Origin of the sequence: Ralstonia sp. 25mfcol4.1, assembly GCF_900104095.1 — a bacterium.
Classification (GTDB): domain Bacteria; phylum Pseudomonadota; class Gammaproteobacteria; order Burkholderiales; family Burkholderiaceae; genus Cupriavidus.
The window spans coordinates 1-17,952 of the sequence record NZ_FNJO01000031.1; the positions used below are offsets into that span (position 1 = coordinate 1).

18 protein-coding genes and 2 pseudogenes are annotated in these 17,952 nt (G+C 64.5%); 16 read left to right on the forward strand and 4 right to left on the reverse strand.

The window, feature by feature from the left end; all coding sequences use genetic code 11:
* The 3 genes from BLQ58_RS28130 to BLQ58_RS28140 all read right to left on the reverse strand — a co-directional run.
* A partial coding sequence (locus BLQ58_RS28130) for a 3-hydroxyacyl-CoA dehydrogenase NAD-binding domain-containing protein (protein WP_139186192.1) occupies nt 1–117 on the reverse strand: 117 nt, incomplete at its 3' end.
* A 282-nt stretch (nt 118–399) separates the two neighbouring features.
* Nucleotides 400–636, reverse strand: coding sequence for a hypothetical protein (locus BLQ58_RS28135; RefSeq protein WP_029051644.1), 237 nt, complete (start codon nt 634–636; stop codon nt 400–402).
* A gap of 431 nt (nt 637–1,067) precedes the next feature.
* Complete coding sequence (locus BLQ58_RS28140) at nt 1,068–1,514, reverse strand: carboxymuconolactone decarboxylase family protein (protein WP_092603753.1); 447 nt, start codon at nt 1,512–1,514, stop codon at nt 1,068–1,070.
* A gap of 154 nt (nt 1,515–1,668) precedes the next feature.
* On the opposite strand from BLQ58_RS28140, the gene BLQ58_RS28145 reads away from it, so the two are divergent.
* The 15 genes and pseudogenes from BLQ58_RS28145 to BLQ58_RS29630 all read left to right on the forward strand — a co-directional run bounded on the left by BLQ58_RS28145 (nt 1,669) and on the right by BLQ58_RS29630 (nt 14,773).
* On the forward strand, nt 1,669–3,087 hold the full coding sequence (locus BLQ58_RS28145) for a MocR-like pyridoxine biosynthesis transcription factor PdxR (RefSeq protein WP_049816011.1): 1,419 nt from the start codon (nt 1,669–1,671) through the stop codon (nt 3,085–3,087).
* Nucleotides 3,088–4,156: 1,069 nt separating this feature from the next.
* The gene (napE, locus tag BLQ58_RS28155; RefSeq protein WP_029051717.1) at nt 4,157–4,321 is read left to right on the forward strand and encodes a periplasmic nitrate reductase, NapE protein; all 165 of its coding nucleotides are present in this window, start codon (nt 4,157–4,159) and stop codon (nt 4,319–4,321) included.
* A 96-nt stretch (nt 4,322–4,417) separates the two neighbouring features.
* Nucleotides 4,418–4,744, forward strand: coding sequence for a chaperone NapD (locus BLQ58_RS28160; protein WP_092603755.1), 327 nt, complete (start codon nt 4,418–4,420; stop codon nt 4,742–4,744).
* Nucleotides 4,725–7,220: a periplasmic nitrate reductase subunit alpha gene (gene napA, locus BLQ58_RS28165; protein ID WP_029051391.1), complete on the forward strand. Its 2,496-nt coding sequence runs from the start codon at nt 4,725–4,727 to the stop codon at nt 7,218–7,220. The genes BLQ58_RS28160 and napA overlap by 20 nt, the downstream gene beginning before the upstream one ends.
* Nucleotides 7,221–7,229: 9 nt before the next feature.
* The gene (locus BLQ58_RS28170) at nt 7,230–7,763 is read left to right on the forward strand and encodes a nitrate reductase cytochrome c-type subunit (protein ID WP_029051390.1); all 534 of its coding nucleotides are present in this window, start codon (nt 7,230–7,232) and stop codon (nt 7,761–7,763) included.
* 40 nt (nt 7,764–7,803) lie between these two features.
* Entirely contained in the window at nt 7,804–8,391 is a 588-nt protein-coding gene (locus BLQ58_RS28175) for a NapC/NirT family cytochrome c (protein ID WP_029051389.1), read from the forward strand.
* Between the two features lie 4 nt (nt 8,392–8,395).
* Nucleotides 8,396–9,034 (forward strand): cytochrome c biogenesis heme-transporting ATPase CcmA, encoded by a 639-nt coding sequence (ccmA, locus tag BLQ58_RS28180; protein ID WP_049815934.1) that lies wholly within the window; start codon nt 8,396–8,398, stop codon nt 9,032–9,034.
* Nucleotides 9,031–9,699, forward strand: coding sequence for a heme exporter protein CcmB (ccmB, locus tag BLQ58_RS28185; RefSeq protein WP_029051387.1), 669 nt, complete (start codon nt 9,031–9,033; stop codon nt 9,697–9,699). Before ccmA ends, ccmB begins: the two co-directional genes overlap by 4 nt.
* A 4-nt stretch (nt 9,700–9,703) precedes the next feature.
* Nucleotides 9,704–10,474, forward strand: coding sequence for a heme ABC transporter permease (locus tag BLQ58_RS28190; RefSeq protein ID WP_029051386.1), 771 nt, complete (start codon nt 9,704–9,706; stop codon nt 10,472–10,474).
* A complete protein-coding gene (gene ccmD / locus BLQ58_RS28195) occupies nt 10,471–10,608 on the forward strand; it encodes a heme exporter protein CcmD (protein ID WP_092603759.1) in 138 nt (45 codons plus the stop codon). The genes BLQ58_RS28190 and ccmD overlap by 4 nt, the downstream gene beginning before the upstream one ends.
* Nucleotides 10,605–11,060, forward strand: a complete 456-nt coding sequence (gene ccmE, locus BLQ58_RS28200) for a cytochrome c maturation protein CcmE (RefSeq protein WP_029051385.1) — start codon at nt 10,605–10,607, stop codon at nt 11,058–11,060. Before ccmD ends, ccmE begins: the two co-directional genes overlap by 4 nt.
* Complete coding sequence (locus BLQ58_RS28205; protein ID WP_092603761.1) at nt 11,057–13,177, forward strand: heme lyase CcmF/NrfE family subunit; 2,121 nt, start codon at nt 11,057–11,059, stop codon at nt 13,175–13,177. The genes ccmE and BLQ58_RS28205 overlap by 4 nt, the downstream gene beginning before the upstream one ends.
* Nucleotides 13,174–13,728, forward strand: a complete 555-nt coding sequence (locus BLQ58_RS28210) for a DsbE family thiol:disulfide interchange protein (RefSeq protein WP_029051384.1) — start codon at nt 13,174–13,176, stop codon at nt 13,726–13,728. The genes BLQ58_RS28205 and BLQ58_RS28210 overlap by 4 nt, the downstream gene beginning before the upstream one ends.
* 19 nt (nt 13,729–13,747) lie before the next feature.
* A pseudogene (locus BLQ58_RS29625) lies at nt 13,748–14,116 on the forward strand (cytochrome c-type biogenesis protein CcmH); the annotation flags it as partial.
* A 228-nt stretch (nt 14,117–14,344) separates the two neighbouring features.
* Nucleotides 14,345–14,773, forward strand: a complete 429-nt coding sequence (locus BLQ58_RS29630) for a tetratricopeptide repeat protein (protein ID WP_283780810.1) — start codon at nt 14,345–14,347, stop codon at nt 14,771–14,773.
* A gap of 1,047 nt (nt 14,774–15,820) precedes the next feature.
* Here the strand turns inward: BLQ58_RS29630 and BLQ58_RS28225 are convergent.
* Nucleotides 15,821–17,215 (reverse strand): adenine nucleotide alpha hydrolase family protein, encoded by a 1,395-nt coding sequence (locus BLQ58_RS28225; RefSeq protein ID WP_254776248.1) that lies wholly within the window; start codon nt 17,213–17,215, stop codon nt 15,821–15,823.
* A gap of 530 nt (nt 17,216–17,745) precedes the next feature.
* Between BLQ58_RS28225 and BLQ58_RS28230 the strand changes: the two are divergent.
* A pseudogene (locus BLQ58_RS28230) lies at nt 17,746–17,952 on the forward strand (IS5/IS1182 family transposase); the annotation flags it as partial.

Here is a 17,952-nt window from a genome sequence, read left to right on the forward strand (position 1 = left end):
CTGGGCGTTGGTATCGAACAGGTGTACGGTCAGGCCTGCCTGCGCGGCGATCTGGGCGATGCCGCGGCCCATGGCGCCAGTGCCAACGATGCCGATCACGGCGATCTTCTTTCGCATTCTATGTCCCCTCGTCTGGCTAATAGCCAAGGCCTTTTCCTGCCAGCACACGTCAAGGTTGAACCGCAGGCAGACTGTCGAGGAGACTACACGCTTTGAATTACCGCCACAGCCGTCGATTTCCATGGAATGGAACGGTCGAATATGAGGCCGTTATGAAGGACGGACGGACGGATAAAAGCGGCCAAGTATCCCTTCCGGGTTGCAGCCAATTGGACCTGGCGCCCACCAGCCGGAGGTGGCCGAGTCTGGCCAGGAACAGCCATTGGCGAACCGCTTCATCTACGCCACCGTCAGAGGCGCCAATGAAGGTTGCGGGACGCAATGCGATAAACGATCATCAAATGCCGCCAGAGCCGACGGCTGTATCTGCACGAGGGCGACGTGCTGCGCGCCGATTTCGCCATCTATTCGCACACCTTCGGCAAGCACCACGAGCGCGTGCACCGTCGGGATGCAGCCAAGAGACCGGCCGGCCGTCACGCACATGGGCATGATCGTCAGCAGGGCTTGTTTCATCGTGACCGGGATTCACAAAGAGCACTAGTGCGCGAGCTGCGCGAGGATCCCCGTCGAAGGGATGCGGGCCGCTCTCGAGGTGGGGTTGGTATTGGCGTCGACGGCCCCGCACTGTCCGATCGACGGCAATCGACTCGCCGTCGATGGCGGTGTAATGCGTGGGGCCGAAGGTCGTACCGGCAATTCTAGCGGGCGGGTACTCCAGCCTCGTGGAATGGCCAGGCAGGCATGGCCGGATAGGCGTAGCAAGGCACGGGCTGAAGCGCGCGTTTCGCAGTTTGCTCTGGCTCATACACAGCTGACTGATGTCTGCCGCCTCAGACCGGTCAAGATCCACCTTTCGAAATACATGGCTCGATTGCGCGCAATCTGTCCCTAGGGTCCGAGAAAACTTCGGCCGGCCATGAGCACGTACGCGTGCGGATGCCAGATCACGACGCGGCGGCAACAGGCAGTCGGAACGGCGCACCCAGTCGGTTGAACGCATTCATTGCCGCGATGGTGATCGTGAGGTCGACGAGGTCTTTGGGCGTAAACGCGGCGGAGGCAGCGGCATACGCTTCATCTGAGGCATGCGTTTCGCTGACGCGGGTCACTTCCTCCGCCCAGGCCAGCGCTGCGCGTTCCCGATCTGAAAAAAGGTGGTGCACCTCGTTCCACACCGGCACCAGCGTGATCTTGTCGACCGACATGGTCTTTCTGAGATCGCGGCTATGCATGTCAATGCAATGCGCGCATCCGTTGATCTGGGAGACGCGGAGGAACACGAGGTGGACAAGCTCCTCGGGGAGATCCGTCTTCTTCGTGACATAGTGGTGGATACCAAAAAACGCCTTCGCGCCGTCAGGCGCGATCTCTTGCCAGTTCAAGCGGGTCATCTCGGTCCTTTTCTGTTGATGATGGGGTCTAGCGTCGCGGTCCCCTCGCCCGAGCCGCCTATCGACTTGGGCCGCGATTCATGTCATAACGCAAAGTTACTCCGCTAGGCATTGAAGATACAGGCCCAAAAAGTGGAGAAACGACTGGCCCAAAATGAATCACCCGAATTCGCCCGCCGTGCTGTCCATTCTGGTGGACCGCGCCACCGCCGTGCCGATCGGCGACCAGATCCATGCAAGCCTGCGACTGGCAATCGTCGACGGCCGGCTGGCACCCGGACAGCGTTTGCCGTCTGGCCGGGATCTCGCGACCCAGCTTGGCGTCGCGCGGGGCACCATCCGCGCGGTCTACGATCGGTTGATTGCCGAGAACCTGGTGCTCGGCGCTGGCTCTGCAGGCACCCGAGTATGCGCTCGGTTGCTGGCCGGGCGAGCAGACGAGAAACCGCCACTCGACGGGCCGTTGGCAGGGTTCACACGCCCATATTCGAGCGCTCCGCTGCCATTCCAGATGGGTGTACCCGCCGATGACGCGTTTCCCGCCAAACTCTGGGCCCGCATGCGCAAGCGCGCCGTACGCACCGATGCCATCGCTTTCACGACCTACGCCGACCCGCGCGGCGAGCCCGAGCTACGCGTCCAGATTGCCAGCTATCTGGCCGTCAGCCGGCACGTGCATTGCCATCCCGATCAGATCATCGTCACCAGCGGATACCGGCAGGGCTTGATGCTTGCGCTGACGGCACTGCACGCGCACGGACACAAGGCATGGATAGAGGAGCCAGGTTACCCGCTGGGAAGGCGCGCGCTGGAACTGATGGGAGCCGAAGTTGAACCCGTCCCCGTCGATGCCGAGGGACTGCGCGTGGAAGATGGCATCGCCAGCGCGCCAGACGCCCTGCTGGCGCTGGTTTCACCGGGCCAGCACGCACCGCTTGGCGTGACAATGTCGCCAGCACGAAGACACGCCTTGCTCGACTGGGCGACGACAAAGAATGCCTGGATCATCGAAGACGACTATCTGGGAGAGCTACAGCTCGAAGGCCGCGCGGCGCCGGCCCTTGCGGCAGGTAAAGGCGCGGAGCGCGTGATTCACATCGGCACGTTCAGCAAGACGATCAGCCCGGCGCTGGGTCTCGGTTTCATCGTCGCGCCACACTCGGTGGCAGAGCGTTTGGTCGAGATATCTGCCGTGTCGGCGCCGGCTCCGAACCGGACCACTCAGTTGGCAGTCACGGAGTTTCTGGAGGATGGACACTTTCTGCGGCACCTGCGCCGGATGAAGGCGCTCTATGCCAAGCGCCGCAGTTTTGCGCTAACCCATCTCAACGCTTTCCTGCCTGGCACGCTGACCGCGGGCCTTGGTCTGATCGCACCGCTCCCACCGACCGCCGACGATAGCGCCGTTGTCGGCATTGCCCGTTCACGCGGCCTCGCGCCTTCTGCCCTCTCCGCCTGGTACCTTCGCCGCAGTCACGCGCAACAAGGCCTGCTACTCAGCACGACGAACCTGCGCCCGGACAATATCAATGCCGCTTGCGAGACGCTCGCGAAAATCGTCGCGCCTCTCTGAGCCGTGACCACATTCATCGTAAAGTACCAGTCGCGGGACGTACCGGTACTACGTTCGTTGGCGTGGCGTCTGACCGTCCGCTTCCCAGAAATGCTGCCGACCGATTCGTGTCGGCCAATGACGTCCATAGTTTCGCAGCAAGCGCAAAAACAGCTCGCGAGCAGATTGCGCCTGCTACCGTCAATCCTTCCCCCGCTCATCCTTACTTGACATTTGTCGGAGCTCGTCGGCCAGTTGGCTGGTCGTCAAACTTGGCGCCGCTTCGCCCCAAGGATCAGGATGGTATAAGCACGCCGTATCGAACGGGAACAGATCTCTAATAGGCAGTGGGTACTGGAACGCAGGGACGGGCTCCAACTCGGCGGCAGGCGTTATACGGAACACCTCCACCAGGCGAAACCTACTGTCGTTGTCCCGTCCGACGACGTAGTAAAGTCGACGTCCCTTCCACTGCAACGACGAGGCAACATAAGGACCGCGGATCCCAGGAATACGGGACAGTCGCTCTGTATAGCGCCTGGCCTCGTCAAGGTGGATCAAGCGTTCCAGTATGGAATCTTCAACTGTGGAATTCGACATGTTACGGGCTGCACGGTTGACCGCCCCTTCATTTGGGCCGGTCAGGATGTTGCATTATGAAACATCGAACCTAGGTCGCAGACATGATACATCGCGTTTTTCCCCTTGAGATCCATTCCGAAACACTGAACTCAATGCGACTTTAGCGGAATGCCGGCATTGGCACCAGAGAACTAGCGAAGCCGAAGCGCCGGCGCGCAAGTGATGCGGCTTCCGAAGAACCGAGGTTTACTGGGGCAGGGATCCGAGGAACCTCTTCGGTCGAACATTTTTTTTCATCACGAACGCAAAGATATTCATATCATGTCGTGATAGCCAACGAGCAAGCTATCCGCGTGGCCCGGCCCGATCCTAGCAATCTCGCTCCCCAATTGCTCTTGCTTGGTCACACCGGGTTCATTGTCTTGACAGTTCGCACCGTCGTTCCTTTAATTAGTTACGCAACACCGGGTTCGTGTCCGGCAGGCCAGTTCATAAGCCGAGGGGGAATATGGATTTAGGCAGCGTTGACGATCCGCACCGCAAGAAGGAAGAAACGCGCAGCTTTCTGTTTCTGACTGCCGTGATGGTGCCGGTACTGTCCGTCATCATCGTGGCCGGCTATGGCTTCATTGTCTGGATGAGCCAGCTGATCAGCGGACCGCCCAAGCATTGACCGGCAGTGCGTTCGTAGAATAGGCGCGGATTGGCCCAACGGCCAATTGCCAAAAGAAGAAAAACCTGCAAAAGCAGTTTTGTCAGGGGATCACGCATGCCTGAAAGACCTTCTATCCCGATTCACCCCGTTGCCTCGGATGACGAATGGCATATCGCCGGCATCATGGTGTTTGCCCATCCCATCAGCCTGGCGCACGTGCGCCGCGCGATCGACGCCATGACTGGCGCCGAGATCCATGCGGCCAGCGACATGGGCAAGCTCGTGGTCACCGTGGAAGCTCCCACTTCGCATGCGATCGTGGCGCAGCTCACCTGCCTGCACCAGATGGAAGGCGTGATCTCCGCCACGCTCGTCTACCAGCACAACGAAGACGCCGCAGCCATGTACGAGGAGCTTTCAGATGTCAGTCACGCGCCGTGATTTCATCAAGCAGACCGCCATCGCCGCAACCGCGTCGGTGGCCGGTATCCCGTTGCCTGGGGAAGCCGCCAACTTCGTCACGGACAGCGAAGTCACCAAGCTGAAGTGGTCGAAGGCCCCCTGCCGCTTCTGCGGCACCGGCTGCGGTGTCACCGTGGCGGTGCGCGACAACAAGGTGGTGGCCACCCAGGGCGATCCGCAGTGCGAGGTCAACAAGGGTCTGAACTGCGTCAAGGGCTACTTCCTGTCGAAGATCATGTACGGGCAGGACCGGCTCACGAAGCCGCTGCTGCGCATGAAGAACGGCAAGTACGACAAGAATGGCGAATTCGCGCCGGTCAGCTGGGACCGTGCTTTCGACGAGATGGAGCAGCAGTTCAAGCGCGTGCTCAAGGAAAAGGGTCCCACTGCCGTAGGCATGTTCGGCTCGGGCCAATGGACGGTCTGGGAAGGCTACGCCGCATCCAAGCTCATGAAGGCCGGCTTCCGCACCAACAACATCGACCCGAATGCGCGCCACTGCATGGCGTCGGCGGTCACCGGCTTCATACGCACCTTCGGCATGGACGAGCCGATGGGCTGCTATGACGACTTCGAGAACGCGGATGCCTTCGTGCTCTGGGGCTCGAACATGGCCGAGATGCACCCGATCCTGTGGACGCGCATCACGGACCGCCGGCTGAGCCATCCCAAGACGCGCGTGGCGGTGCTGTCGACCTTCACGCACCGGTCGTTCGACCTGGCCGACCTGCCGATCATCTTCACGCCGCAGACCGACTTGGCGATGCTCAACTACGTCGCCAACCACATCATCCAGACCAACCGCGTCAACAAGGACTTCGTCAACAAGTACACGGTCTTCAAGGAAGGCGTGACCGACATCGGCTACGGCCTGCGGCCGGACAATCCGCTGCAGAAGGCCGCCAAGAACGCCGGCAACCCCACCGACGCCAAGCCGATCACGTTCGACGAGTTCGCCAGGTTCGTCTCGAAGTACGACGCCAACTACGTCAGCAAGCTGTCCGGTGTGCCGAAGGACAAGCTGCAGCAGCTGGCCGAGCTCTACGCCGACCCCAACGTCAAGATCATGTCGTTGTGGACTATGGGCTTCAACCAGCACACGCGCGGCACGTGGGTCAACAACATGGTCTATAACGTCCATCTGCTGACCGGCAAGATCGCCACGCCCGGCAACAGCCCGTTCTCGCTGACCGGGCAGCCTTCCGCCTGTGGCACCGCGCGCGAGGTGGGCACGTTCTCGCACCGGCTGCCGGCGGACATGGTGGTGACCAACCCCAAGCACCGCGAGGAAGCCGAGCGCATCTGGAAGCTGCCGGCCGGCACGATTCCCGACAAGGTGGGCTACCACGCCGTGCTGCAGAACCGCATGCTCAAGGACGGCAAGCTCAACGCGTACTGGGTGCAGGTCAACAACAACATGCAGGCCGCCGCCAACATGATGCAGGAGGGCCTGCCAGGCTACCGCAACCCCGACAACTTCATCGTGGTGTCGGACGTCTACCCCACCGTGACCGCGCTGTCGGCCGACCTGATCCTGCCCAGCGCGATGTGGGTGGAAAAGGAAGGCGCCTACGGCAACGCCGAGCGCCGCACGCAGTTCTGGCACCAGCTGGTCGATGCGCCGGGCGACGCCCGCTCCGACCTCTGGCAGCTGATGGAGTTCTCCAAGCGATTCAAGGTGGAGGATGTCTGGCCGGCGGACCTGATCGCCAAGAAGCCCGAGGTGCGCGGCAAGACGCTGTTCGACGTGCTCTACCGCAACGGCAATGTCGACAAGTTCCCGATCAAGGAGGTCAATGGCGAGTACCAAAACGCCGAAGCCAAGGCGTTCGGGTTCTACGTCCAGAAGGGCCTGTTCGAGGAGTATGCAAGCTTTGGGCGCGGCCACGGCCATGACCTGGCACCGTTCGATACCTACCACGAGGTGCGCGGCCTGCGCTGGCCCGTGGTCAACGGCAAGGAAACCCGCTGGCGCTACCGCGAAGGCAGCGATCCCTACGTGAAGGCCGGCGCCGGCTTCCAGTTCTATGGCAACCCGGACGGCAAGGCGGTGATCTTTGCCCTGCCCTACGAGCCGCCCGCCGAGTCGCCCGACAAGGAATATCCGTTCTGGCTGGCCACCGGGCGCGTGCTGGAGCACTGGCACTCGGGATCGATGACGCGACGCGTGCCGGAGTTGTACAAGGCGTTCCCCAACGCGGTCTGCTTCATGCATCCCGAGGACGCCCGCGCGATGGGCCTGCGGCGCGGCGTGGAGGTGGAAGTGGTGTCGCGGCGCGGACGCATGCGCACCCGCATCGAAACGCGCGGGCGCGATACGCCGCCGCGCGGCCTGGTGTTCGTGCCGTGGTTCGACGCCAGCCAGCTGATCAACAAGGTGACGCTCGATGCCACCTGCCCGATCTCGCTGCAGACCGACTTCAAGAAGTGCGCGGTCAAGATCGTGAAGGTATAAGGAGACGCCATGAACGCGAGCCGATCCGGGACAGCCTTGCTGGCATACGGCGCCTGGCTTCTGATTGCCCTGGTGGTGCTGCTGGTGCCGCCGGCCGGCGCGCAGGGGCTGACCGACGCGATGCGCGGCCCGACGCCGGTCGGTGAGGAGACCAAGGCGCCGCTGCTGTATCCGACCGAGAACAAGGACATCCGCCGCACGCGCAACTACACCATGCAGCCGCCGACGATTCCGCACAAGATCGACGGCTACCAGCTGGACCGCGACTTCAACCGCTGCATGTTCTGCCACGCGCGCACCCGCACCGAGGAGACCGGTGCGATTCCGGTCAGCATCACGCACTACATGGACCGCGACAACAACGTGCTGGCCGAGGTCTCGCCACGGCGCTATTTCTGCACCCAATGCCACGTGCCGCAGGCCGACACCAAGCCGCTGGTGGGCAATTCGTTCGTCGACGTCGAGACGATGCTCAAGCGCGGCGGCGGCGAGAAAAACGCCAAGGGTGGCAGTGTGAAGGCTGGCACCGCCAGCGCAAAGTAGCGGAACCGAGACCGACTGGGGCCGAGCGATGAAGCGCAGAATCTGGGATCTCATCAAGCGCTACTGGCGCACGATCAACCGGCCCAGCGCGTATTTCAGCCTGGGCTTCCTCACGGTGGGCGGCTTCATCGCCGGCGTGCTGTTCTGGGGCGCGTTCAACACGGCGCTGGAACTGACCAATACCGAACAGTTCTGCACGGGTTGTCACGAGATGCGCGACAACGTCTACCAGGAACTGCAGGGCACGATCCACTTCACCAACCGCAGCGGCGTGCGCGCCAAATGCTCCGACTGCCACGTGCCCCACAACTGGACGAGCAAGATGGCGCGCAAGATGCAGGCGTCGAAGGAAGTCTGGGCCAAGATCTTCGGCACGGTGAACACGCGCGAGAAGTTCCAGGCGCACCGGCTGGAACTGGCGCAGCACGAATGGGCGCGCTTCAAGGCCAACGACTCGCTCGAATGCCGCAACTGCCACGACTATCAGTCGATGGACTTCACGCGCCAGAGTCCGCGCGCGCAGGCCATGCACTCCACCTATCTCGCCAACAAGGAAAAGACCTGTATCGACTGCCACAAGGGCATCGCCCACCGCCTGCCCGACGTTGCCAAGGCCGAGGAGCAGTAACGCCATGACCCGTACGGTGCTGGAGGGCAGCGATCTGAGCGTCCGGCGCATGGGCCGGGCAGTGTTCCGCGATGTCGACGTGGCGCTGGCACCGGGCTGCCTTCTGCAGGTGACCGGCCCGAACGGCGCCGGCAAGACCAGCCTGTTGCGCGTGCTGTGCAGCCTGCTGCAGCCGGCTGCCGGGCGTCTGGCCTGGCGCGGTCGCACAGTGCGCGGCGGCGATCCGGACTACTTGGCCCGACTGGCCTACGTCGGGCATAACAACGGCATCGATGCCGACCTGTCCGCGATCGAGAACCTGCGCTTCGCCGCACGCCTGACGGGCCAGCAGCCCGAGCCCGGCGCGCTGCGGCTGGCACTGGCGCGGCTGGGCCTCGACGCCGTGGCCGGCAAGCCAGTACGGACGCTCTCACAGGGTCAGCGGCGGCGGGTATCGCTGGCCCGCCTGGCGCTCGCACCGCGCGAGCTCTGGCTGCTCGACGAGCCACTGACGTCGCTGGACCACGATTCCACCGCACGCTTCGGCCAGATGCTGGACGATCATCTGGCCGGCGGCGGCATGGCCGTCGTCGCCACGCATCAGTTGTTGACCGTGGCGAGCTATGTGCTGGATCTGGGCGCCCACGGCGCTCGGCGGCCATGATCGGCGCGCTGGGCGCCGTGGTGGCGCACGACCTGTCCATCGCTTGGCGACGACGCAGCAGCGTGCTGGCCAGCGTGGTGTTCTTCGTGATCGTGTCGAGCCTGTTCCCGCTGGCGATCGGCCCCGACCCGCAGCAGTTGCGCCTGCTGGCGCCGGGCATCCTTTGGGTGGCGGCGCTGCTGGCGTCGATGCTGTCGCTCTCGCGGCTGTTCGCGCAGGAGTACGCCGATGGCAGCCTCGACCAGCTGCTGCTGTCGCCGCATCCGCTGGCGCTGCTGGTACTCGGCAAGATCTGCGCGCACTGGCTGACCAGTGGCCTGCCGCTGCTGGTGCTGACGCCGCTGCTGGCCCAGCAGTACAGCCTGCCCGCCGGTGCCACGCTGCTGTTGTGGGCGTCGCTGCTGATCGGCACGCCCGCGCTGAGCCTGATCGGCGCGGTGGGGGCGGCGCTGACGCTGGGCGTGCGCGGCGGCGCGGTGCTGCTATGCATCCTGGTGCTGCCGCTGTCGGTCCCGGTACTGATCTTTGGCGCTGGCGCCGGGGCGGCGGCCGATGCGGGGCTCGACGTGGTGGCGTACCTGTCTCTGCTCGGCGCGTGCCTGGCGCTGTCGCTGCTGCTGTGCCCGCTGGCGGCGGCGGCGGGGCTGCGCATTGCGATGGAGTGACCCGATGACCCGCCAAGCCTCGCTGCCCGACGCACCCTCGCGCATCCCCGCGCGCACCCGCGCCCGCTGGACGCAACTGGCCGCGCCGGTGCGCTTCTATCCGCTGGCCGGCCGCGCCGCACCCTGGTTCTTCGCGCTGGCGGCCGTCTGGCTGGCCATCGGGCTCTGGCTCGGCTTTGTCGTGGCGCCGACCGACGCTCAGCAGGGCGAGGTCTACCGCATCATCTTCATCCATGTGCCGGCGGCGTGGATGTCGATGTTCATCTACCTGGTCATGGCCGTGTACAGCGCGATGGCGCTGGTGCTGCGCACGCGGCTGTCCACGATGCTGGCGGCGGCGCTGGCCCCGACCGGCGCCATGTTCACCTTTCTGGCGCTGTGGACCGGCTCGCTGTGGGGCAAGCCGACCTGGGGCACCTGGTGGGTCTGGGACGCCCGCTTGACGTCCGAACTGATCCTGCTGTTTCTCTACCTCGGCTACATCGCGCTGGCGTCGGCCATCGACGAGCCGCGCCGCGCGGAGCGCGCCAGCGCCGTGCTAGCGCTGGTGGGCGTGGTCAACCTGCCGGTGATCTATTTCTCGGTGCAGTGGTGGAACACGCTGCATCAGGGCGCGTCGGTCAGCCTGACGTCGGCCCCTTCGATGGCGGCGACGATGCTGGCCGGCATGCTGGCGATGACGCTGGCCTGCTGGATGTACACGATTGCCGTCGCGCTGGTGCGCGTGCGCTGCATCCTGCGCGAGCGCGGCGAGGTGCGGGAGGTCATCGCATGAGCGCGCACGCCGCCTCCCACCTCGCTTACATCGCGGGCGCCTTCGGCATGGCCTTGCTGGCCGTTGCGATCGAGCTCCTTTGGCTGGCCCGGCGCCGCCGCCGGCCGCGCGCCGACCTGGACGACACGCCATGACGCCACGCCAGCGCCGCCTCGGCCTGCTCCTCGCCGCGCTGGTTTGCGGCGGCACGGCGCTTGCGCTGGTGCTCAACGCGTTCCGCTCGAACCTGGTGTTCTTCTTCAGCCCCAGCCAGATTGCCGCGCACGAGGCCCCCGCTGCGCGCGCCTTCCGGCTGGGCGGGCTGGTGGCGCCGGGGTCGGTGCGGCGCGAGGACGGCACCCTGACCATCCGCTTCGTTGTCACCGACACGCGCCACGAGGTGCCAGTGGTCTATCACGGGCTGCTGCCGGACCTGTTCCGCGAGGGCAAGGGCGTGGTGGCGCGCGGCACGCTCGATGCGGCCGGCACGTTCACGGCCAGCGAGGTACTGGCCAAGCATGACGAGAACTACATGCCGCCGGAAGCGGCCGAAGCGCTGAAGCGGGCCGCCAATGACGGTGGTACCGACGGGAAATCGCAACGATGACCGTCGAACTCGGACATTTCGCGCTGATCTGTGCCCTGCTGGCCGCGCTGGTGCAGGCCGCGCTGCCGCTGGCCGGCGCGCCGCGCGGGTTCGTGCCGTGGATGGCGCTGGCGCGTCCCGCCGCCGTGGCGCAGGCCGTGCTGGTGGTGGCCGCCTATGTGGCGCTGACGGCCGCGTTCGTCGGCAACGACTTTAGCGTGCGCTACGTGGCGGCCAACTCCAACAGCGCGTTGCCGCTGGCCTACCGGATGGCGGGCGTCTGGGGCGGTCACGAGGGGTCGATGCTGCTCTGGACGCTGATGCTGGCCGGCTGGTCGCTCGCCGTGGCCGTGTTCAGCCGGAACCTGCCGATGGCCTTCGTCGCGCGCGTGCTGGGCGTGATGGGCGCCATCTCCAGCGGCCTGCTGCTGTTCCTGCTGTTCGCGTCCAACCCGTTCATCCGGCTGCTGCCGCGCGCGATGGAAGGCCGCGACCTCAATCCGCTGCTGCAGGACCCCGGCATGGTGTTCCATCCGCCGTTCTTGTACATGGGTTACGTGGGCTTTGCCGTGGCGTTCGCGTTCGCGCTGGCGGCGCTGCTCGAAGGACGGCTCGACGCCGCGTGGGCGCGCTGGTCGCGGCCCTGGACCATCCTGGCGTGGATGTTCCTGACGGTAGGCATCGCGCTGGGCAGCATGTGGGCCTACTACGAACTGGGCTGGGGCGGCTGGTGGTTCTGGGACCCCGTGGAGAATGCCTCGTTCATGCCGTGGCTCGCTGGCACGGCGCTGATCCACTCGCTGGCCGTGACCGAGAAGCGCGGCGCGTTTCGCGCCTGGACCGCGCTGCTGGCCATCTTCACGTTCTCTCTGAGCCTGCTGGGGACGTTCCTGGTGCGCTCGGGCGTGCTGACGTCGGTCCATGCGTTCGCCGTGGACCCGAAGCGCGGCATTTTCATCCTCACGCTGCTGGGGCTGGTCACGGGCCTGGCGCTGGCCATCTTCGCGTGGCGCGCCCCGCAACTGAAACGCGGCACCGATTTCAGCCTGGGTTCGCGCGAAACCTTCCTGCTGGCCAACAATGTGCTGCTGGCGGTGGCGGCATCGGCCGTGCTGCTGGGGACGCTGTATCCGCTGGTGCTCGATGTGCTGAACCTCGGCAAGGTGTCGGTGGGGCCGGCCTACTTCGAGCAGGTGTTCGTGCCGCTGATGGGCCCCGCCGTGCTGCTGATGGGCGCGGCGCCGCTGGCGCGCTGGCGGCGCGGCGACCTGCCGCCCGCGGCGCGACGCCTGCGCTGGGCGGCGGTGGCCAGCCTCGCGGTCGGCATCGGCCTGTTGCTAGCGTTGCGCAACCAGTCGGCGCTGACGGGCGTGGGCCTGACGCTGGCGATCTGGTGCCTGACCACCGCGCTGGTGAGCCTGGCCTGCCGGCTGAAGCACCCGCGCGGCGTATGGTCGGGGCTGCGGCAGTTGCCGGCCGGGTACTGGGGCATGCTGCTGGCGCATGCCGGCGTCGGGGTCTTTATCGCCGGGGTGACGATGGTGAACAGCCAGGAAACCATGCGCGAACTGCCGATGCGGCCAGGCGAGGCGGTGACCGTGGATGGCTACACCTTCCGCTTCGACGGCGTGGTGCCCGTTGTGGGGCCGAACTACGAAGCGCTGCGCGGCATCATGACCGTGCATCGCGACGCCCGGCTACTCACGTCGCTGGCGACCGAACGACGCATCTACCGCAGCCAGGACATGCCGACCACGGAAGCTGCGATCGACACTGGCTTCACGCGCGACCTGTACGTGGCCATCGGCGAGGTGGCGGGAGCGAACACCTGGGGCGTACGGATCTACGTGAAGCCGTTCGTGAAGTGGATCTGGGCCGGGTGCGGATTGATGGCGCTGGGCGGGCTGGTGGCGGTCTGCGACCGGCGATATCGATCGAGGCGCCGGGCGACGTATGGTCCATATGACGCGGTACTGCCTGGCTCCCCTCTCCCATCCCATGGGAGAGGGGTTGGGGGAGAGGGCGTGGCAGCTCAAGTTGCCACCGCCACGTATGTCGAGCCCCTGCCCTCTTCCCCGGCTCCTCTCCCGCGGGTGGGAGAGGGGAGCTTCCAACGCGACGCAGGGGCACGGCCATGACGCGCTTCCTGCTGCCCCTTGCCATTTTCCTGGCGATCGTCGTCGCGCTTGGCGCCGGGCTGCGCCACGATCCGCGCGAGTTGCCGTCGGCGCTGGTCGGCAAACCGGCGCCTGCGTTTGCGTTGCCGGTGCTCGACACGGCGGGCGGCACGCAGACCTTGCGCACCGCCGATCTGCGCGGCAAGGTCTGGATTCTCAATGTCTGGGCCTCCTGGTGTACCGCCTGCCGTACCGAGCACCCGGTGCTTGTGGACTTCGCGGGCAAGTCTCCGGTGCCGGTCTACGGCCTCAACTACAAGGACGCCGTGCCGGCCGCCCAGGCATGGCTGCAGCAGATGGGCGATCCCTATGTGAAGTCGGGCGTCGACGCCGATGGCCGCGTCGGCATCGACTTCGGCGTCTATGGCGTGCCCGAGACCTATGTGATCGACGCCCAGGGCGTGGTGCGCTACCGGCAGGTGGGGCCCGTGACGCCCGACGTGCTCGAACGGCAGATCAAGCCGTTGCTGCGCCAACTGCAGCAAGGAGGCCCGCGTGCGAGTCCTGCCTAGCCTGTCCGGTCTGCCCCGCATGCTGATCGCCTGGCTGCTTGCCGCGCTGGCATGGCATGGCTCCGCCGCGCCAGCCTCGGACGCCGAACTCGATGCGCGCGTCCACGCGCTGTCGCAGCAACTGCGCTGCCTGGTCTGCCAGAACCAGACGCTGGCCGATTCCAACGCTGAACTGGCCGTCGACCTGCGCCGGCAGATCCGCGCGCAGGTCGCACAGGGGGCCAGCGACACCGCCATCAAGGACTACCTGGTGCAGCGCTACGGCGATTTCGTGCTCTACGACCCGCCGTTCAAGCCGTCGACGTGGTTGCTGTGGCTCGGGCCGTTCGGGTTGCTGACGATAGTAGGGGGCTGGCTCTGGCGCAGGTGGAGGCGCCCATCCTCCGCCATGGGCAGCTCGCCGCAGCCAATGGAAAGCCGCCGGACCATGCCCCGGGCTTCCTCGGCCACCGCGCCGCGTTCGAAGTGGACCAGCGCCACGCTCTGCGTGATGCTGCCCCCGGCGGCCGCCATGCTGTACCTGCACCTGGGCAATCCCGCCGCCGTGATGGAGGTCGACGATGCGCACCCGTTGTCCGGCGACGCGCACACGCCCCAGATCGCGCAGATTGAAGCCATGGTCGACCAACTCGCGCGGCGCCTGAAAGCCCAGCCACAGGATGCCGAAGGCTGGGCGATGCTGGCGCGCTCCTACACGGTGCTGGAGCGCTTCGACGACGCGGCGGCGGCCTACGCGAAGGCGGTTGCGCTGGCGCCGGACGTGGCGGCGCTGCGGGCCGACTACGCCGATGTGCTGGCCAGCCTCGACGGCGGCTCGCTCAAAGGCGCCGCCATGACACAGATCCGCGCAGCGCTGTCGGCCGACCCGGACGATCCCAAAAGCCTGGCGCTGGCCGCCAGCGCAGCGTCCGAACGCGGCGACACCGCCGCCGCCATCGACTACTGGCAGCACCTGTACCGCCTCTTGCCTCCGGACTCGCTAACGGCCGCCCGCGTGGCGGCCAATATCGCGGCGGTGAGCGATGTCCGCACAACATCAAAATAGCTCAGACCAACCAAGCCGCCTCCTCGCTGCGGGAAAGGCGCACGAACTCGATAATTATGCCCCCGGTGTAACATCAGTAGACCGCACGCATTTCGGCCACCTGCGCCAACGCTCGGCGCCGCTAGGGAGAATAAGCAAGAAGCGCGCCTACCCCAGCCCATCGCAACCAACGCCGGTTCGCAATTTATCGATCAGGAGGCGGCTTCTGCAATATTGCCGCTCTTCCCTCCCTGCCCTGAACCCTAGAACCTCCACCGCAATCCCACCGTCCCGGTATGGTCCTGGTTGCCGCCACCGAACTGGCCGGTATAGCGCGAGCCAAGCGTGGCATGGGCGAGATAGCGAAGTTGGCGCGCCGTTCGGCCAGCGCCGTGAACTGCACAGCCGCCAAGCCGGGGCCGCCTGCTACGATGGTCCCCTTGTTGACGATGTTCAGGTTGCTGCCGAGCACGCTGCCTCCGCACGCTCTCGCGTAGCAGCTATAGAGCGATCGTCCATGCTCGTCGAGTACCAAAACTTCCGTGCCCGCCACCGTTTCAATCTCTAGGCGGGCAGTTCAGCCCCATGCGCTTCAGATACGGTGCGTAGCATTGGAGTATGTCTACACCGAGAGGCGTCACTGCCCATTGCTCTTCAGCCATGTGGTCGGCATGTATCCTGGTTATGAGTTTACGGCTGCTCAACTGACGCCACGGTTTCTTGTTGTCAAATGGCTCAGTGCGCCTGTTGTACACCATTGCCCAGAGCAATCGCTGAGAATCTGGGTGTAGCCCGCTAATCTTGTGGTTAGTCACGAAAGCTATTCCGTTGCGTTATTTAAGTAGCCGTGCCGGCTGTCAGAACCGGTCGCTTCTAGGGCTGCACTGCGCCGACTCTGGAATGTCAGCAGTGCCGTCAATGCTGCTCCAATTATCGCCCCGGTAGAGAGAATCTTTCGCCCGAAACACGCATGATTTACCCGAGCTTTCAGGGTCTCTGCTCCATATCGACCGCTTGCCGAAAGAAAAAGCCCCGAGCGTCGACGACGCCGGGGCTTCTTGAAGGGGCTTAGCACAGCAAAAGCTGCGCCGGTTCACTACTGAGGCCTCCCCAAACGGCTCGCGCCGCGGCGGGAAGATCCTCCAAAGGAACAGACCGTGCCAACACGTCCTTGAGGTCGTAGCTCAGCGTCAGCCCCAGGCGGTCCTTGAACGCGGTTCGCCGGGCGATCTCATCGTGCTCCACCTTCTGCGCGTGAGAAAGCGTCAAGCAGCCGTAATGCGCGTACCAGCGATACCCTGCCGTTACCGAGCCCGGCCCTCCGTCTGCGTCGTGCATATCGAGAAGCCGATCGACCTCGAACTCCGCAATGAGCTGAGCGGCTTCAGCGTCCACGTCAAACTGCTGCGCCGTCTGCAAGTCCAACACTGCCCGCCCGTCTGCTGCGAAAATAATGCTGGATTGACATGCACTCCCCTCCGTCAGTGCTTCGCGCATTGGATCGCGCAAGCCGGTCCAATCGGCGTCGGGTGCGGAGTCGTCCCACTCGCTGCCAACATGGAGATATCGAGCGATCGGCATAGCGGACTGGTGAATGTCGGGCACGTCCGGGACGTCGTAACGGATTCCGCGTACCTGAATATCGCGGAGGTCAGCCCAGGCCGCGAAAGGCTTCGCGACACCGTTGAGCGACTGCATTGCGTCGACCGCGATCATCATATCAAGGGGGAGCAACTGGAACTTCGGCTGCTCTCCAACACTGGCTGCCCGCCGCTGCTCGTCGAAATCCAACTGGAACATGTAACGAGTTAGCGCACGCAACATTGAGGGGTGGTACGTGTCCGGCATCACCCTGACGTAGCCACCTCGAATGGTGCGCCCGATCCAATGGCGCCGCGACCAGTCGTAGCGAGTTGCCCGAATGAAGCGATTGAGCTTCTGCAGGCCTGCGGCATAGGCGTACCGGTCGCCGTAGGCCACCATATTCGCGAGGCTCTTATCCTCGGCCATCTGGCAAACGTGACAGCCGAGGCGCGCACCGCACTTCCCTTGCCGCCGGCCACCACCACCGTCCAGTATCGCGTCAGCCACGACAGCACACGAAGTCCCGACAGAATGGGCGTAGATGCGCCGCATCTCTTCGAAATCAGAGTAACCGGGGCGAGCACCACCAGCATAAAGGGAGACGGCCTCCCAGATATCGTCATCGCTCCAATGCGCCACCGGACTGATGACCAGGTCACCATCCTTGTTGCGCGAGGCTGCATTGTCAGAATCCCCGCGCAGGCGCATGCCAGCGGCCCGCCGCGTGCTTTCATCGTATCGACTGCCGAGGCAGGTTACAGGCTCCGCGAGGCCCTGTTGGCGAAACTGACGAAACAGCTTTCGCCGGAAACTCCGCTGCGGCCCGATTTTGAGGTCGATCGAGTTAGGATGATCCGCGGATTGAAGCGTAAATAACACTCAGTACCTCCCTGTTTTTAAATGGAATTTACCTGTTGCCGCGATGCTCGGACGGAGACAGCATCCTTGGTATATGGGCTACGGTGCCAATGTGTCAATAGCGAGGGTTGAGCTTTGCAGTAGAGCAGTTCAATGCCCCCCCAAGGCAGTTGGCTAACGTCGTTCCCTCGCGGTGCGGAACTTGTAGCGCTACTTGCGGAGGAACCAGAACCGGGCGATCGGAACTAAGAACCTACATGCAGATGCAGGAAATTCCTAAATGAGCAGCGACACGTATTCCGCAATCGTTATCTACCCAGACGGATCCAGTACGGCACTCTCGCTCCCGTTGGCGGCTGATGGGCGTCTGGCCGCCATACAATAGTGGGCGGGTGCAATGAGGGAATTCCTCTTTCATCCGGTCGATACATGTTTCTGAGCGAGGACGGAAAAGCTAGCAGGCTGCTGAAATACCTCGAGCCATAGTCGGCGCGCGGACATGTTCAAACGTTGATCTGAGAACTCGACACGATCCACTTTCCCAACATCGCATGCGCGGCGCCGACACCTTCACCGAAAGCTTGTTCACAATGCGGCGGCTGGACGATTTCGTACCGAAGTCTCATCCACTGCGTTCGATCCGGACGATGGCCAATCTGGCACTGGCGAAGATGGATCGGCTGTTCGCCGAGATGTATGAGGCCGACATCAAAGGCGGTCGCCCGAGCATCGCACCGGAGAAGCTGTTGCGGGCGATG

Excerpts from the sequence above, each read along its gene's own strand:
- BLQ58_RS28135 (WP_029051644.1), bottom strand. The coding sequence starts at position 636 with ATGAAACAAGCCCTGCTGACGATCATGCCCATGTGCGTGACGGCCGGC.
- BLQ58_RS28140 (WP_092603753.1), bottom strand. The coding sequence starts at position 1,514 with ATGACCCGCTTGAACTGGCAAGAGATCGCGCCTGACGGCGCGAAGGCG.
- BLQ58_RS28145 (WP_049816011.1), top strand. The coding sequence starts at position 1,669 with ATGAATCACCCGAATTCGCCCGCCGTGCTGTCCATTCTGGTGGACCGC.
- napE (WP_029051717.1), top strand. The coding sequence starts at position 4,157 with ATGGATTTAGGCAGCGTTGACGATCCGCACCGCAAGAAGGAAGAAACG.
- BLQ58_RS28160 (WP_092603755.1), top strand. The coding sequence starts at position 4,418 with ATGCCTGAAAGACCTTCTATCCCGATTCACCCCGTTGCCTCGGATGAC.
- napA (WP_029051391.1), top strand. The coding sequence starts at position 4,725 with ATGTCAGTCACGCGCCGTGATTTCATCAAGCAGACCGCCATCGCCGCA.
- BLQ58_RS28170 (WP_029051390.1), top strand. The coding sequence starts at position 7,230 with ATGAACGCGAGCCGATCCGGGACAGCCTTGCTGGCATACGGCGCCTGG.
- ccmA (WP_049815934.1), top strand. The coding sequence starts at position 8,396 with ATGACCCGTACGGTGCTGGAGGGCAGCGATCTGAGCGTCCGGCGCATG.
- ccmB (WP_029051387.1), top strand. The coding sequence starts at position 9,031 with ATGATCGGCGCGCTGGGCGCCGTGGTGGCGCACGACCTGTCCATCGCT.
- BLQ58_RS28190 (WP_029051386.1), top strand. The coding sequence starts at position 9,704 with ATGACCCGCCAAGCCTCGCTGCCCGACGCACCCTCGCGCATCCCCGCG.
- ccmD (WP_092603759.1), top strand. The coding sequence starts at position 10,471 with ATGAGCGCGCACGCCGCCTCCCACCTCGCTTACATCGCGGGCGCCTTC.
- ccmE (WP_029051385.1), top strand. The coding sequence starts at position 10,605 with ATGACGCCACGCCAGCGCCGCCTCGGCCTGCTCCTCGCCGCGCTGGTT.
- BLQ58_RS28205 (WP_092603761.1), top strand. The coding sequence starts at position 11,057 with ATGACCGTCGAACTCGGACATTTCGCGCTGATCTGTGCCCTGCTGGCC.
- BLQ58_RS28210 (WP_029051384.1), top strand. The coding sequence starts at position 13,174 with ATGACGCGCTTCCTGCTGCCCCTTGCCATTTTCCTGGCGATCGTCGTC.
- BLQ58_RS29630 (WP_283780810.1), top strand. The coding sequence starts at position 14,345 with ATGGTCGACCAACTCGCGCGGCGCCTGAAAGCCCAGCCACAGGATGCC.